This is a genomic window from Sedimentitalea sp. XS_ASV28 (assembly GCF_041224545.1).
In the GTDB taxonomy this organism is placed as follows: Bacteria; Pseudomonadota; Alphaproteobacteria; order Rhodobacterales; family Rhodobacteraceae; genus Sedimentitalea.
Window position 1 is genome coordinate 34,171 of the sequence record NZ_JBGFGP010000124.1, and the last position, 14,572, is coordinate 48,742.

The 14,572-nt window shown below is 59.9% G+C and carries 12 protein-coding genes; 4 read left to right on the plus strand and 8 right to left on the minus strand.

Features of this window, described 5'->3' with window-relative positions; translation table 11 throughout:
- Window positions 1–102: 102 nt before the first annotated feature.
- Both AB9K34_RS09475 and AB9K34_RS09480 read left to right on the plus strand, forming a co-directional pair.
- Window positions 103–756: a YggS family pyridoxal phosphate-dependent enzyme gene (locus AB9K34_RS09475; protein ID WP_369954174.1), complete on the plus strand. Its 654-nt coding sequence runs from the start codon at window positions 103–105 to the stop codon at window positions 754–756.
- 267 nt (window positions 757–1,023) lie between these two features.
- Window positions 1,024–2,643: a Hint domain-containing protein gene (locus tag AB9K34_RS09480; RefSeq protein WP_369954175.1), complete on the plus strand. Its 1,620-nt coding sequence runs from the start codon at window positions 1,024–1,026 to the stop codon at window positions 2,641–2,643.
- A gap of 138 nt (window positions 2,644–2,781) precedes the next feature.
- Here the strand turns inward: AB9K34_RS09480 and AB9K34_RS09485 are convergent, their stop codons facing one another.
- From AB9K34_RS09485 to AB9K34_RS09520, 8 genes are all read right to left on the minus strand, one after another.
- Window positions 2,782–4,044 carry a TRAP transporter large permease gene (locus AB9K34_RS09485; RefSeq protein ID WP_369954176.1) on the minus strand — a complete coding sequence of 421 codons (1,263 nt, stop codon included), beginning with the start codon at window positions 4,042–4,044 and terminating at the stop codon, window positions 2,782–2,784.
- The gene (locus tag AB9K34_RS09490) at window positions 4,041–4,544 is read right to left on the minus strand and encodes a TRAP transporter small permease (protein ID WP_369954177.1); all 504 of its coding nucleotides are present in this window, start codon (window positions 4,542–4,544) and stop codon (window positions 4,041–4,043) included. Before AB9K34_RS09490 ends, AB9K34_RS09485 begins: the two co-directional genes overlap by 4 nt.
- Window positions 4,545–4,616: 72 nt before the next feature.
- The gene (locus AB9K34_RS09495; RefSeq protein ID WP_369954178.1) at window positions 4,617–5,618 is read right to left on the minus strand and encodes a TRAP transporter substrate-binding protein; all 1,002 of its coding nucleotides are present in this window, start codon (window positions 5,616–5,618) and stop codon (window positions 4,617–4,619) included.
- A 110-nt stretch (window positions 5,619–5,728) separates the two neighbouring features.
- Window positions 5,729–7,351, minus strand: coding sequence for an AMP-binding protein (locus AB9K34_RS09500; RefSeq protein WP_369954179.1), 1,623 nt, complete (start codon window positions 7,349–7,351; stop codon window positions 5,729–5,731).
- Window positions 7,352–7,364: 13 nt separating this feature from the next.
- Window positions 7,365–8,981, minus strand: coding sequence for a GMC family oxidoreductase (locus AB9K34_RS09505; RefSeq protein ID WP_369954180.1), 1,617 nt, complete (start codon window positions 8,979–8,981; stop codon window positions 7,365–7,367).
- A complete protein-coding gene (locus AB9K34_RS09510) occupies window positions 8,978–9,580 on the minus strand; it encodes a thiamine pyrophosphate-dependent enzyme (RefSeq protein ID WP_369954181.1) in 603 nt (200 codons plus the stop codon). The genes AB9K34_RS09505 and AB9K34_RS09510 overlap by 4 nt, the downstream gene beginning before the upstream one ends.
- 13 nt (window positions 9,581–9,593) lie before the next feature.
- Window positions 9,594–10,121 (minus strand): thiamine pyrophosphate-binding protein, encoded by a 528-nt coding sequence (locus AB9K34_RS09515; protein WP_369954182.1) that lies wholly within the window; start codon window positions 10,119–10,121, stop codon window positions 9,594–9,596.
- 78 nt (window positions 10,122–10,199) lie between these two features.
- Complete coding sequence (locus AB9K34_RS09520) at window positions 10,200–10,907, minus strand: Crp/Fnr family transcriptional regulator (RefSeq protein ID WP_369954183.1); 708 nt, start codon at window positions 10,905–10,907, stop codon at window positions 10,200–10,202.
- Between the two features lie 106 nt (window positions 10,908–11,013).
- On the opposite strand from AB9K34_RS09520, the gene AB9K34_RS09525 reads away from it, so the two are divergent.
- Both AB9K34_RS09525 and AB9K34_RS09530 read left to right on the plus strand, forming a co-directional pair.
- On the plus strand, window positions 11,014–13,314 hold the full coding sequence (locus AB9K34_RS09525; protein ID WP_369954184.1) for an arylsulfatase: 2,301 nt from the start codon (window positions 11,014–11,016) through the stop codon (window positions 13,312–13,314).
- Between the two features lie 4 nt (window positions 13,315–13,318).
- Complete coding sequence (locus AB9K34_RS09530) at window positions 13,319–14,512, plus strand: sulfotransferase (RefSeq protein ID WP_369954185.1); 1,194 nt, start codon at window positions 13,319–13,321, stop codon at window positions 14,510–14,512.
- Window positions 14,513–14,572 lie beyond the last annotated feature (60 nt).

The window sequence follows — 14,572 nt, forward strand, 5'->3', positions numbered from 1 at the left end:
TGAACTCAGGTTTGACCTGAATTTTGGGCGGGCCCTCGTGGCTCGCCCTTTTCTTTTTGGGCGGACTGGTGTTTCTGTCGGGGAAACCGCTGCGAGGACCAGATGCCCCTTTCCGACATCAAGACACGTATTTCCGCCGCCGAAGCCGCTGCCGGGCGGATACCCGGTTCCACGACGCTGATCGCGGTGTCCAAGGTGCAGCCGAATGAACGGGTCGAGGATGTGCTGAACCAGGGGCACCGTTGTTTCGGCGAAAACCGGGTTCAGGAAGCGGCGGGAAAATGGCCCATGTTCCGCGAGCGGTTCGACGGCATCGACCTGCATCTGATCGGCCCGTTACAGACCAACAAGGCGCGACAGGCCATGGAATTGTGCAATGCCATTCATTCGCTCGATCGCCCCAAGCTCGCCAAGACCCTCGCGCGGCTGGCGCAGGAGATCGGACACTGTCCGGACCTTTTCGTTCAGGTGAACACCGGTGAAGAAGAACAGAAGGCGGGCATATTGCCGGCTGACGCCGACGGTTTTATCGCCGATTGCCGCGCGCTGGACCTGCCGGTCCGTGGCGTGATGTGCATCCCACCGGTAGATGAGGAACCAGCGTTGCATTTTGCCCTTCTGGCCAAGATTGCGGCGCGGAACGGCCTTGAGGGGCTATCGATGGGCATGAGCGCGGATTTCGAAACCGCAATCGCCCTTGGCGCAACCCATATACGGGTCGGATCGGCCATTTTTGGCGAGCGTACGCCCGACTGACCGGTCGCTTGTCACTACTGAAAGCGACAACGAGAGCAATGTTGTCTTGCCGGATGAACCGGGATCGCTCGGGGATCGGACATCTGTTAATGCAATTTCAATAGCTTGACGTTTCCATCAAACGCCGAACGTTCGGGGCTGCGTGCCCGATCTGTAACGCAAGGACCGCAGTGAACATGGCGATACTATCGTCCGTTAATTTTTTTTGATAGGGTCGCACAGTAACAGGTTTGATCGAACATTCAGTAACGAGGACACATTTTAACGATGCCCGATCCTACAGGAATAAATTTCAGCGGCACGGTATACGCTTACACGCTGGACATGTTCACCTTCACCGATGCCGGGGGGGCAACCATCTCCTCCTTCCCGACCGGGGGAACGTCGTCGTCCGGTTATACCGGTGCTGAAACGATTGCATTGAAGACAGGCGAAGCGCCCGGCGAACTCGACGTGGAAGCGCCCGATACACCGAACCTTGTCGAAGGCGAGCCGACGATGACGGGAACCGGGACGGTGAGCAGCACCAACGAAACGGTCACGTTTGACGGGTCATCGTCATTCGAACCGGTCAATGTCTGGGACTTTACCGGCTCGGACGGGGCACAATACTGGATTTCCGAGATCGTCCAGGATGGCCAGTCGCTCTACCTGACCAACTATTCCTTCGAGGAGAATGTTGCGCTTGATCTGGTCGGACATGATACGACTGCTGGTTTCAGGACCTCCAGCACATCGGATTACGATAGCCCCAACGGCGCAATCGGGCCCCAGAATCTGAACTGGCTTCTGATCTCGGATGTCACGACGCCGGGCGCACCGTCGGAGAACGCGCTCGGATACCTGACCTATCGGGCGTGGGATCCTGCTGATTTTACCCTCAATTCAGGGCAATGGACGCTGGCCTCCACCGCCGTCGCGGGAACTTTCACGACCTACGACAATGATAACTACTTTTCCGACGGAATCGCGAATTATTCCGATACCAGAAATGATACCGACCAGATCGGGGACGCATCGGTCGGATCCGTGTCCGCAACCGGACAGATTTATCAGGCGGAAGCGATCCGAGTGGTGGAAGATGCCAACGGCAATCGGTTCCAGGTGATCACGATCAGCTTTGCCGATGGGTCTTCCGTCCTGGTTAGTACGAATGAACTTCAACCCGGCGAAAGCTATGACAATATCTTAAACGACGGCACGCCGGGAGGTGACAACGTAAATCGCACGGATGCCGAAGAACAATCTGCCAGCTATGCAACCCTTGTCGTCTGTTTTGCCTACGGGACAAGGATAGAGACCGAAAGCGGCGAGAAATCTGTGGAGGAGCTCGCAATCGGCGACCTGGTAAAGACCAGGGACAATGGGTTTCAGCCGATCAGGTGGATCAGGCACCAGACGGTTGATTTGCGATCACTGCAAGACCCGAACCGGTTCCAACCCGTTCGCATACGGGCAGGTGCCCTGGGCAGGGGGATGCCCAAACGCGATCTCTATGTATCGCAGCAGCATCGTATCCTGATAAAATCCAGAATTGCGCGGCGCATGATCGGCGATGATGAGGTTCTCGTTCCGGCCAACAAACTGCTCGACATCGAGGGAATCGACATGGTGACCGAATGTGACGAGGTGACTTACGTGCATTTCCTATTTGACCAGCATGAACTGGTCTATGCGAACGCCGCAGAGACGGAATCCCTTTATACCGGACCTCAGGCGCTCAAGGCCGTCGGACCCGAGGCACGTGACGAGATTCTGGCGTTGTTTCCGGACCTTGCCGAAGTGGATTACGACGCGCCGCCGGTCAGAACCATCGTGTCAGGCAAACAGGCCAGGGTATTGGCAGTCCGCCACGCCCTGAACAACAAGTCGCTGTATCTGGCATAGAAAGCGCGCAGATGCGGTCGCGTCGGCGCGTCCCGGCCTGTGCGCGCCCCATTCTCGGGACGCGGATGGGATCCTTGCGGAAAGCGGAGTTCAGTGACCGTGACGAACGCACGCGGATGTCGTCGCCGGGCCGGCCGATCAACCGTTGACGAGCCACATCGCGATCCACGGCTGAAACGATACCAGCAGCAAACACAGGATCATCAGAGCGACCCAGGGCAACGCCGCACGACAGACCGCGCCAAACCCCTCTCTGAACGCGGTCATCGCCACGATGAGGTTCAGCCCGAGCGGTGGTGTCAGGATGCCGATTTCGAGGTTCAGGATCACGATGATCCCGAGATGGGTCGGGCCGATTCCATACGCCTCTGCAATCGGCTTCAGGAGCGGCGAGGAGATGGTGATCGCCGAGGCCGTATCCATGAAACACCCCATCACCAGCAGGATCACGTTGGTCAGCAGGATGAACCCCGTTGGGCTTTCGATCCGTTCGGTCAGATACGCGATCACCTCGTGCGGGATGCGTTGTTCGGTGATCAGGAGATTCATGCTCACCGCGATGGCAATCAGCGGAAACAAGGCCCCAACCAGCTTGGCGGCGTCGATCGTCATGTCGAAATACTGAGTGAATTTCAGTTCACGAAAGAACAACGTCTCGATCCCGAGCGCATAAACCAGAGCAACTGCGGCGGCTTCGGTCGGCGAGAAATATCCCGAATAGATCCCGCCCAGCAGAATGACGGGCATCATCAGGGCCGGAAGCCCCTTGTAGAGCGTCGTCCCGAGTTCGGCCAGGGCAAAGCGTTGACGCGGGATGTGCAGGTTCATGCCGATTGCGTAGACCGAGAAAACCATGGTCAGCAGCAGCCCCGGCCCGACCCCCGCAAGGAACAGGGCGCTGATCGATGTTTCGGTGATGATGCCGTAGATGATCATCGGTATCGACGGTGGTATGATGATCCCAAGCGTACCGCCGGCCATCAGCGCACCGATCGCGAAACGCGAGGAATATCCATTGGCCGTCAGCGCGGGATGAAGCACCGAGCCAACCGCCAGCATCGTCACGATGGAGGATCCGGAGATCGCGGAAAATACCGCGCAGCTCAGGATCGTGGCCACGGCAAGCCCGCCGGGAATGGGGCGTGTAAGGGCCGTCATGACATCGACGAGCCGTTGCGCAATCGATCCGCGGCTCATGACCGAGCCAACGAGGATGAAGAGCGGAACGGCGACAACCAGTTCCCGGTCCATCGCCGACCAGATGTCCTGAATGAAATAGTCAAGCTGGCCTGCGCCCCAAACCATATGGGTATAGCCCGCAACGAACATCAGGATGAGAATGAGGTTCACCCGCAACGCGAGCAGAACGACAATCGCTGCGATCAGGAGATACCCCATCATTCGGCCACCGCGCTTTCTGCTGGCAGGAGGTCAGGCCAGATCCCATAGATGATGTGGCGCAGGCCCGAGAGGCTGAATCCGATCGGGATCGCCATCTGCACGGGCCATATCAGCACGTCGAGCGTCACATCCCGCTCTTCGAGCAGCATCCCGGATTCGACAAAGGTCAGCCCCGCCCAGGCAAGCGTCAGCAAAATCGCCGCCGACGCGAATTGCCCGAGACGCACCGCCACGGAAGACAGTGACGCAGGAATTGCGTCGTCAAGGAACTTGGGACGCAGGTGACTTCCCGTGGCCGTTGCGATGCCAAAGCCCGCCATGGCACAGTAGATCAGCACGTAAACCGCGAATTTTACGGCACCGAATACGCCATGGCCGAAGACCTCGCGCCCGATTACATCGGCCGCCAGCGCCCCGAGCATGAGCACGAAAGCGGCGAACGCAATCGCCTTTTCTATCCGGACGATCCATTCGATCAGAGATTTAGCAAAGGACTTCACGGGGCGGGCCTCGATGCGGGATCAGTTCAGGCGGTCCGGAACCATCAGCGGACCGCCACTTGGGACAGAGCCTTACGGCGCGCAGCCTTCTTTGGCCGACTGGATCGCGGCGAGAAAACCATCCGCGTCACCGCGGATTTCAGGCAGGATGGCTTCCCAACTTGCCAGACCGGCCTCTTTCCAGGCGGCTCTTTCATCGTCGGTCAGCTCGACAACCGTGCCGCCGCCCTTTTTATGAGCCGCCAGCATCTTGGCTTCGAAGTCTGCGACTTGGGCGATATTCTGGTCAATAGGCATGGTTTCCGCCCATGCGTCAGTCAGGATTTTCCGCTCTTCATCGCTCAACCCCATCCAGGTCCTGGTCGATACTGCGAACCCGCCCAGATTGTAGGTATGCTCGGTCGGTGTAAAATAAGGTGCCGGCTTGTTGACACCCGTGGCGACATAATAGGTCGGCGCAAAGTCGACCGCGTCCACGAGACCGGTGCCAAGCGCAGCCGTCGACTCGGCCGCTGCCATCGGGACCGGGTTGGCACCGACCGTGCCAAAGAACGTCATGGTCGTTTTCAGCGGTGCGGTGCGCAGCTTTACATTGGTCAGATCGGCCGGCGTGCGGATTTCCTCACGCGAACCTATGCTCTGCGTGCCGACCGCCGTGAAACCCAGAAGATGAAACTTCTTGCCAGCCGCCTCGCGGGTGCGATCCATCAGCTTGGGTACGGCACAGGCCGCCTGCGTCGGCGAGGCAAAGACATATGGCAGCGACAGCAGGGACATTTCGGGCACGACAGCCCCAAGCGCAGGCACGGCCCCGAGCCACATGTCCAGACGACCGGTCAGTGTCATCTTCATCGTGTCGGCCATCGTGCCGAGTTCGGCATTGCCGAAATAGGAAATCGTCAGATCGCCGCCCGACATTTCCTCGACCTTTGCAACAAAGCCCCGTGCCTGCTCGGCCCAGATCGTGTTGTCGGGTGTGATCGTACCAAGGCGAAGCTCCTTGGCCTCGAGCGCGGAGCCAAAGGCGAGCGCCGCCGCAAGGCCTGCGCCTGCCAGTTTCGTGACGTGTTTCATTTTTCCTCCCTTCGGCTCCGCGTCTGAAGCCGCTCGTTCTCTATCCAATGCTAGGAAGCGGTAACCGCGCGAGTCTGTCACCCAAGTTACAATTTGCCGCCCCTGCCCTGTCATGCATCCCTAAGTTCACGCCGCAGGATCTTGCCAACGGTCGATTTCGGCAGTTCCGGCACGAAGACCACCTGCTTTGGCACCTTGTAAGCGGTCAGTTCGGCGCGGCAGAAGGCAATCACATCGTCCTTGCTGACGCTGTCGTCCTTGCGCACGCAGAAGACCTTGACGGCCTCGCCAGACTTGTCGTCCGGCACGCCAACGCATGCACTCTCGACCAGTTGATCCATGCGCGCCAGCGTGTCCTCGATCTCGTTCGGAAACACATTGAAACCGGAGACGATGATCATGTCCTTCAGGCGATCGACGATGCGGAAATAGCCGTCTTGCTCGTAGGTCGCGATATCGCCCGTGCGGAAATATCCATCTTCGGTAAAGGTGCCCTCGTTGTCGTGGTTCCAGTATCCCTGCATGACCTGTGGTCCCCTGGCGCAGAGTTCTCCCGGCTCGCCACGCGCGACTTCGTTGCCGTCTTCTCCGCGAATGGAGATTTCGGTCGAAGGCAGGGGCAGGCCGATCGACGCAGTTGCATCGGTTTCGCTCATCAGGTTGGCGGTCAGCACCGGCGATGTCTCGGACAGGCCATATCCTTCGGTGATATGCAGGCCCGTCATCGCTTTCCACTTGTCCGAAACCGCCTTCTGCACCGGTGCGCCGCCGCCCATCGCAAGGCGCAGTGCGGAGAAATCGCATTTTTCGAACCCCGGCGTCATCATCAGCCCGACAAAGAGCGTGTTGACCCCGACAAAGGCCGAGACACGCCACTTGGACCACTCGGCGACAAAGGCAGGCATGTCGCGCGGATTGGGGATAAAGACATTGAACGCACCAGCCCTGAAGTAGGTCAGGAAATTCACCATCAGCCCCATGATGTGATAGAGCGGCAGTGCCGTCACGATCGTGTCTTCGCCCGGCTTGATCTCGTCGCCAAGCCAGAGCGTGAACTGCTCGATATTGGCGGTCATGTTGCCATGGGTGAGCATCGCGCCCTTTGACAGGCCGGTCGTTCCGCCGGTGTATTGCAGAAAAATCAGATCGTCCTGCGTAATCCCGGGCTCTTTGAATTCCATCTGCAAACCCTCGGCCAGAGCGCGCGGCAGCGGCACAGCGGTGGCGCGCAGGCTTTCGTGCACCGGCGGACTGGGTTGTTGCAGCCCGCAAAGGTCATCGATTCCCAAAGTGATGACATTCTTGACCGGAGTGTCCTCGATCACCTCGGCCAGGGTAGGTGTGGCCATCGAGAAGATCACCATGGTTTCGGCACCGCTGTCATTGAGCTGGTGCTTCAGTTCGCGCGCCGTGTAGAGCGGGTTGACATTCACCTGTACGCCACCGGCCCGGATGATCCCGAAGCTGACGACAGGAAAGGCCAGCAGGTTCGGCATCATCAGCGCAACCCGGTCGCCCTTTTTGAGTCCGAGGCTGTTTTGCAGCCAGGCGGCAAAGGCGGTGCTCAGGCGGTCGACCTCGTTGAATGTCAGGTTGGTGTGCAGCGCGTGAAACGCGTGCTTGTCACCGTAGGTCGCCACCGTCTCCTTGAGCAGATCAACCACTGTACCCGTCCGGGTCGCGTCAATCTCGTGCGGGATGTCCCCGTATTTTTCCAGCCAAGGCTTGTTCATTTTTCGTCCTCCCTTATCCCGCGTCGGCGAGGACCATGTCCGCGCCTTTTTCGCCAATGGCGATCGTGGGAACATTCGTGTTGGTGGCGGGCAGTGTCGGCATGATCGAACTGTCGATCACCCGCAGCCCCCGAAGCCCGTGTACCCGCAGCCGCGCATCGACGACATCCATCGGTCCCGATCCCATGCGGCATGTGCTGACCGGGTGCCATGATGTCTGGCCCGTCGCCTTCATGAACTCGATGATCTCGGCATCGCTGTCGATGTCAAACCCCGGCTCGCTCTCGTCGATGATGTGCTCGGCCATCGCCGGATGCCGGGCGATCTCGCGCAGTTTGCGCATGCCCTTGAGGGCGGCTTCCGCATCGCCCTGCGCCGAGAAGTAATTGGCGTTCATCTCGGGGTAATCGCCCGCATCGGCCGATTTGATGTGCACCGAGCCGCGGCTTTCGGGATAGATGTGGAATTGCCCCAGTCCGATACCTGAGAACAGATCCGTGGGCGAACCTTTGCTGCCGTCCAGATAGCGGTCCTTGGCGCTGTACATCGCGATCTGCAACTTGAGGTCGGCATAGGGCGCGGCCTCGTGGCTTTTGGTCATCGCATGTGCCGTGACCGAGGGGATGGCCATCAACCCCTGCCGCGTGACGAGATATTTGAGCAGGGCAAAGGCGCCGCGCAGCTTGTTCGACATCAGGTCGTTGACGGTGATCTTCTTGTTGATCTTGTAGTTGAACCGGGTGTGCAGGTGATCGACAAGGTTCTCTCCGACGCCCGGCAGCGCGTGCCGCACCTCGATACCATGCTCCTTTAGCAGATCAGGCGCGCCGACACCGCTCAGTTCGAGGATTTTCGGACTGATGATCGGCCCTGCCGAAAGGATCACCTCCTTGGTCGCCTTCAGTTCGCGTTGCCCGCCTTCGCCGCCGACCACGACGCCCGTAGCGCGTGTGCCGTCGAAGGTGAGGCGCTCGCAGGGGGCGCCTGTCATCACCGTCAGATTGGGCCGCCCGGCAACAGGGTGCAGATAGGCCTTGGCCGTCGAACAGCGCTGTCCGTTGCGGATCGAGAATTGCAGCCAGCCGACGCCATCCGCGCGATCGCCGTTGTAATCTTCGTTATAGGGGATGCCGATGCCCTGCGCCGCCTGAATGAAACTCTTTGAGACGGGGTCACGATATGTGCCGTAGGAACAGGTGACGGGCCCGCCCCGTCCGCGGCGCTCGCCCGTACCCTCCGGGGCGTCTTCGAGCTTTTTGAAGTATGGCAGAAGATCATCGAAGCCCCAGCCGTCATTTCCCGCATCGCGCCATTCGTTGTAGCGTGCAGGCTCGCCGCGCACAAAGATCATCCCGTTGATCGAAGACGACCCGCCCAGCACCCGCCCGCGCGGCCAATATATCTGCTGCCCCTTGAGCGACGTTTCCGCGCCCGTCCAGTAATCCCAGGCAAAGCGCGGATTTTGCAAGAGCTGCCCCACGCCCAGCGGCATGTCGACCCAGAAATGCTTGTCGCTGCCGCCCGCCTCCAAGAGCGCGACCGAGTATTTTCCGTTCTCGCTCAGACGATTGGCGAGCACGCAGCCGGCAGAGCCTGCGCCGACGACGATATAATCGAAGCTCGCGCTCATTTGCTCACTCCCAATGCGTCCATCATCGCGCGGGCCTCGGTCCCCATGCGCTCGAACTGCATGTCTGGGAATTCGGGCTGCGGGCTTTCGCGGGTGAACTTTGGCGGCGTGGCGATTTCGAGTTCGACAAAATGCGGCCCCGGCGTTCCGATCAGCGCCGGCCCGCCCTCGATCAGGTCGGGCAAGGCGGAATACCGGTTTGCCGTGGCATATCCCGACGCCTTTGCCACGGCGCAGAAATCGAACGCAGCGCCGCCCGGGCGGTCAAGGTTGGCGACACCGCCGAACTGGGCGTTGTTGTTGAACACCACATGAATGAGATTGGCCGGGGCTTCGTCGCCGATCTGTGCCATCCCGCCCAGCTCCATCAACAGGCTCGCGTCCCCGTCGAGTACCACAACTTTCCGGTCGGGCTGCGCGATGGCAAGCCCAAGCCCAATGCCCGATGCACCGCCCATCAGGGGCACGCTCGAGATGTTCAACGGGCTGGGAGAGATCGCCGAGATCATCGGCATGGCCGACATGGTGTGCACGATGATGGTGTTCTCGCCGCGCATCTTGGAGATGACGAAACAGGCTTCGATAACTTGGATGCTCATGATGCGTCTCCCCTCAGGACCAGCTCGGGTAGTGGCCGATATGAACCACTGCCGCACGCTTTCGCTCTCTGGCGGCGGCAAAAGCCTCGGCCACTGCTGGCAGATCGTCTTTGGTTTCGAGATGAAAGAACGGAATATCCATCGCCGCCATGACCGGCTCGACACGGTTCACACAGGCGCGGCGGCTTTCGGTGATCGGCTGTCCGAGGTTGCTGAATTCACGACCGAAGGCCCCCACCGAGAGAACCAGCGGAATACCGGCATCAAGGCCGACCGAGCGCAGCGTGTTGAGACAGTTGAGCAGCCCCTGGTTCTGCATCATCACCATGGGTGACATGCCGCCCACATAGAGACCCATCGCGGTTGTCAGCGCCTGATTCTCCGCGCTGCATTCGATATAGCGGACCGCTTCGTCGGATTTCATCGCATCGTGCAGCGCGAATTGCACGAAGTCCGGAACGGTCGTCACCGCATCCACACCCTGTGCACGAAATGCATCGTGCAGGACGCTGGCGGGAATCGCATAGTCGGTAATTGCCATGAACGGCATCCTCCCTCTTCGTTTCAGAGAAGATGGCGCGACTCGAGGCGTGCTGACTGTCACACTTGTGACAGAAGGTTAAGTCGGATCATCCAGAAGCCGTTGCATCGCGTCGGGGTCATGTACACGGATGCGGCCATATTCAAGACTGACCAGTTTCTCGCGCTCCATTTCCTTGAGCAGGATATTGGTGCGCTGGCGTGAGAGGTTGATCATCGAGGCCAGCGACTCCTGGCTGATCCGGATCTCCATGCCGCGCTTGCTGGGTTTGGCGATGCCGTGTGACTTGGCCATCGACAAGAGCCGCCATGCCAGCCGCGCACGAGGTGTCCAGGTGGCAAATTGTTCGGCCACGTCCAGGGCCATGCGGAACCGTTGGCATAGAAAGCTCACCAGCGCTTCCTGAATGTCGCGGTTTTCCCACATCAGATCGCGCAGCGCCTTGGCCGGCACCGCCAGCACCTCGACATCCGTCTCGGCAATCGCATCGTGGCTTTCCGCGACCCCTTCAAGGCAGGGATGAACGCCCCAGAAATTGCCCGGCTCGACAAAGATCGACACAAACTCGTGCCCCGAGACCGTATGCGCCGAAAGCCGCGCCGTCCCCTTGAGCAAGACGAAAAACCGCGGCTCCTGAGCGCCGCGCTGCAGGATGAGCGCCCCCTTGGAAAAGGACTTGATGCTGCCTCTGCTCAACAGCGCCGCCACCGCCGATTGCGGCAAGGGGCGTTTGAGAATCTTGCTGTCGCTGATGAGGTTCGTAACCTCCTGCGCGCTCCATGCCATGTGATCACCTGCGTTCAGGTGTCCAGCCTAGCCGCAATGAATTGTCGCGCAAGTGATAGTGTGAAACGCCCGCCTCCTGAAGGCTGGGTGGAAAGTGGAGGACGACATGGCCAAGACTGACAACGATCTGCTCAAGAACGGCGATCCGGCGGCGAACTGGAAAGGCAGGATGGGGCGGACATTCGCTGAATCCGAACCGCATTGGCCCGACCCGGTCGCCGCACCGGAAGGCGCGCCAAACATTGTCGTCATCCTGCTCGACGATCTCGGTTTTGCCGAAATGGGCTGTTTTGGCTCCGAGATCGAGACTCCGAACATGGACCGGCTCGCGGCAAATGGCCTGCGCTTCAACAATTACACAACCGTTCCGATGTGCGCGCCCGCCCGCGCGGCGATCATGACTGGCAAAAACCCGCATTCGGTGGGTGTTGGTTGGCTGACCCATGCAAATCCCGGTTTTCCCGGCTTTCAGGCAGGGGAAATTTCCAAGGACGCGCCCACCTTCCCCGAACTGCTGCGCGACAACGGGTATTCAACCTATGCCGTCGGCAAATGGCATAACGCGGCTGATTACAATGTCTCCGCCGCCTCCGACAAATCCTCATGGCCCTTGCAGCGCGGGTTTGACCGGTTCTACGGATTTCTAGGTGCAGAGACGAATTACCACGCCCCCGGTCAGATCGTCGAAGGGAACGAACTTTGCTCGATCGGGGAGTACGGCGAGAACTACTTTTCGACCGATGACTTCGCCGACAAGGCCATCGCCATGCTCAAGGCGCACAAGACGGCTGCACCCGACAAACCTTTTCTGATGTATTTCGCCACGAACGCGCCGCATACACCACACCACGCCAAGCCCGAGGACATGGCCAAGTACAAGGGCCGCTATGACGCGGGCTGGGATGCGATCCGTCGCGAACGCTATGCGCGCCAGAAGAAGATGGGCGTGATCGGGGATTGGGATTTGCCGGACTTGTCGCCCGGCGTGCCGAAATGGGAAGACATGCCCGAAGACCAGCTCGACATCATGGCCGCCTACATGGAAATCTATGCCGGGCTCGTCGACAATACCGACCAGAACATCGGTCGCCTCGTAAACGCGCTTGAAGAGATCGGCGAGCTTGAGAACACCCTGATCCTGATCACATCCGACAACGGCGCCTCTTCGATCGGGGGCGACGACGGCGCAGCGAATTTCACCGAAAAGCGCGTCACGCAGCAGGAAAACCCCGAGCTTGCCCGCAGGATGCTGGAAACCGGCGCATTGGGCGCGGTCAACACCTCGCCCGCCTACCCCAAGGGTTGGGGCAATGCCGGAAATACGCCCTTCCGCTTTTTCAAACGTACCCCGATGAACGGCGGTATCCGCGTTCCGCTTGTCGCCCACTGGCCCGCCAAATTGCAGGACAAGGGCGCCATTCGCAGCGAATGGGTGCATGTTACGGATGTCATGCCCACCCTGCTGGACCTTCTGGGCCTCGACTATCCTGCGCAGCACAATGGTTACCGCACCCGCACGCTGAACGGCGTCAGCTTTCTCGACGTGCTCATGGACGGCGCAGCCACGTCGAGACGATCCGAGCAATATTACGAACTCGAAGGCAACCGCGGCTACATAAGCGGGAAATGGAAGATCGCCTCGTTGCAACCGCCGGGCACAAAGATAGATCTCGACAACTGGCTCCTGTTCGACATCGAGGCCGACCCGACCGAAATCGTCAATCTCGCGGCGGAGCATCCGGATGTGCTCAGGAACCTGATCGAGCGCTTTGATCAGGACGCGTTCGAGAACTATGCCTATCCGCTCGACAATCGCACTCTTGTGCGCGCGCTCACCCATGATCCGCACCGGATCAAGGATGTGAATCGCCCCTATGTCTTCTATCAGGGCACGGAAAGCGTGCAGGCCGTTCAGGCCTCGGCGCTGTTTGCCGACCGTGACTATGAACTGACCTGTGACTTCGACCATGCAACCGGCATGGAAGGCGTGCTCTTTGCGCTTGGCGACAGCCTGCGCGGCTTTTGCGCCTTTGTGAAAGAGGGCGAACTGGTCGTTCACTATAACGGCGGTTTCCTCGTGAAACGCGATCTGCGGCTGCCGATCACCGACGGAAACCAGCGCCTGACCATCTCGCACAAGGCCAAGGGGCGCTTGCAGGGCGAGGCACATATCTCACTCGCGAACGGTGCGAATGGCGATCTGAACATGTCGCCCTGCATCCTTTTTCTCAACGGCGAGGGTTTCGACGTGGGCCTTGATCGCAAGACCAAGGTATCCGCCGAATGCGAGGGTCGCGGCACCTTCGAATACCCGGGCCGTATCAACTGGGTGAAGGTCGTTCCCGGCCCCCAGGCCCCCGGCAGCATGGTCAACCGCGCCGAGGCGCTGGCACAAAAGGACTGGTAGGCACATGAGCGACATCGAACAGCGTATCCGCACGCATTTCCCGCAACTCGTCGAACAGATGAACGCCGTACCCGAGGAATTTGCGCCGGGCTGGCTCAAGGTGGCTGCCCGCCGGAACATCGGCCTCGACGATTTCGGCCCCGACATCTTCGAAGAGCCGCTGGAACGGCTCTGCAACTCGGTCAACCGGGATGCCAATCTCAACGTCTACGGGCGGATGCTGCTCGCCGGCATGATCACGACGCAGCTGGAAAACCGTCTGCTGATGCAACGCCTTCGCGCGGCGGGCGCGCTTGGACCGCGTCCGACCCCACCCATTATCGTGACCGGCCTGCCGCGCACCGGGACGACCTTTCTGCACCGGCTTCTGGCCTCCGATCCGAACCACGCCTCTCTGCCGTACTGGCAGCTCATGCGCCCGTTCTCGCGCGGTGAAAGCGATACGCCGGAAATGCGCCTCGCTGAGGCGAAAGCGGTGCTGGATGTGCGCCGCAAGATCACGCCCGAGCTTGATGGCGTGCATCTCATCCGTGCCGACCGCCCCGAAGAATGCATGTTCATGACCGCCAGTTCGATGCAATCGCGGCTCTACTGGAACCTGGCGCCGGTCTATTCGTTCATGGATTGGTACAATCAGGCCGACCGCACCGGTAAATACGTGGAATACATTGAGGCGCTGTCCTACCTGCAGACGCAGTACCCGGGCCAGCGGCTTGTATTGAAAGCACCCGATCACGTGGATGGTCTCGCTGAATTGCTGGACGTGTTTCCGGAAGCGATTATTGTTCAGACCCACCGCGACATGTCGGAACAATTCGGCAGCTACATGAGCCTTGGCCGTGTCTCACGCAAGCTCTCGGTGAAGGCGCTCGACAGCGCGCGCGAGGTCGAGGCCATACTTGGGCTCACCGACAGTTCGATCACCCGCAATCTGGCCGCCCGCCAGCGCCACCCCGGAAAGATACTCGACATCCGATATGCCGACCTGACGGCGGATCCGCTCGAATGCGTCGAAAAGATCTATGCCCACGCGGACATCGTATTTTCGGATGCCCAACGCACCGCCCTCGCCGCGCATCTTCAAGACAACACCAAAGGCAAGCATGGGGCGCATGACTACGACCTGTCGGAATTCGGGATGACCGTTTCTGAAATCAAGTCTCGCTACGCCGACTACGAATCGCGGTTCCTGACCTAACGAACGCCGCCTCGCAATTCGGAGCATGACCTGAATAAAAAACTCTTCTCTGCCGGCCCA

Excerpts from the sequence above, each read along its gene's own strand:
- AB9K34_RS09475 (WP_369954174.1), top strand. The coding sequence starts at position 103 with ATGCCCCTTTCCGACATCAAGACACGTATTTCCGCCGCCGAAGCCGCT.
- AB9K34_RS09480 (WP_369954175.1), top strand. The coding sequence starts at position 1,024 with ATGCCCGATCCTACAGGAATAAATTTCAGCGGCACGGTATACGCTTAC.
- AB9K34_RS09485 (WP_369954176.1), bottom strand. The coding sequence starts at position 4,044 with ATGATGGGGTATCTCCTGATCGCAGCGATTGTCGTTCTGCTCGCGTTG.
- AB9K34_RS09495 (WP_369954178.1), bottom strand. The coding sequence starts at position 5,618 with ATGAAACACGTCACGAAACTGGCAGGCGCAGGCCTTGCGGCGGCGCTC.
- AB9K34_RS09500 (WP_369954179.1), bottom strand. The coding sequence starts at position 7,351 with ATGAACAAGCCTTGGCTGGAAAAATACGGGGACATCCCGCACGAGATT.
- AB9K34_RS09505 (WP_369954180.1), bottom strand. The coding sequence starts at position 8,981 with ATGAGCGCGAGCTTCGATTATATCGTCGTCGGCGCAGGCTCTGCCGGC.
- AB9K34_RS09510 (WP_369954181.1), bottom strand. The coding sequence starts at position 9,580 with ATGAGCATCCAAGTTATCGAAGCCTGTTTCGTCATCTCCAAGATGCGC.
- AB9K34_RS09515 (WP_369954182.1), bottom strand. The coding sequence starts at position 10,121 with ATGGCAATTACCGACTATGCGATTCCCGCCAGCGTCCTGCACGATGCA.
- AB9K34_RS09520 (WP_369954183.1), bottom strand. The coding sequence starts at position 10,907 with ATGGCATGGAGCGCGCAGGAGGTTACGAACCTCATCAGCGACAGCAAG.
- AB9K34_RS09525 (WP_369954184.1), top strand. The coding sequence starts at position 11,014 with ATGGCCAAGACTGACAACGATCTGCTCAAGAACGGCGATCCGGCGGCG.
- AB9K34_RS09530 (WP_369954185.1), top strand. The coding sequence starts at position 13,319 with ATGAGCGACATCGAACAGCGTATCCGCACGCATTTCCCGCAACTCGTC.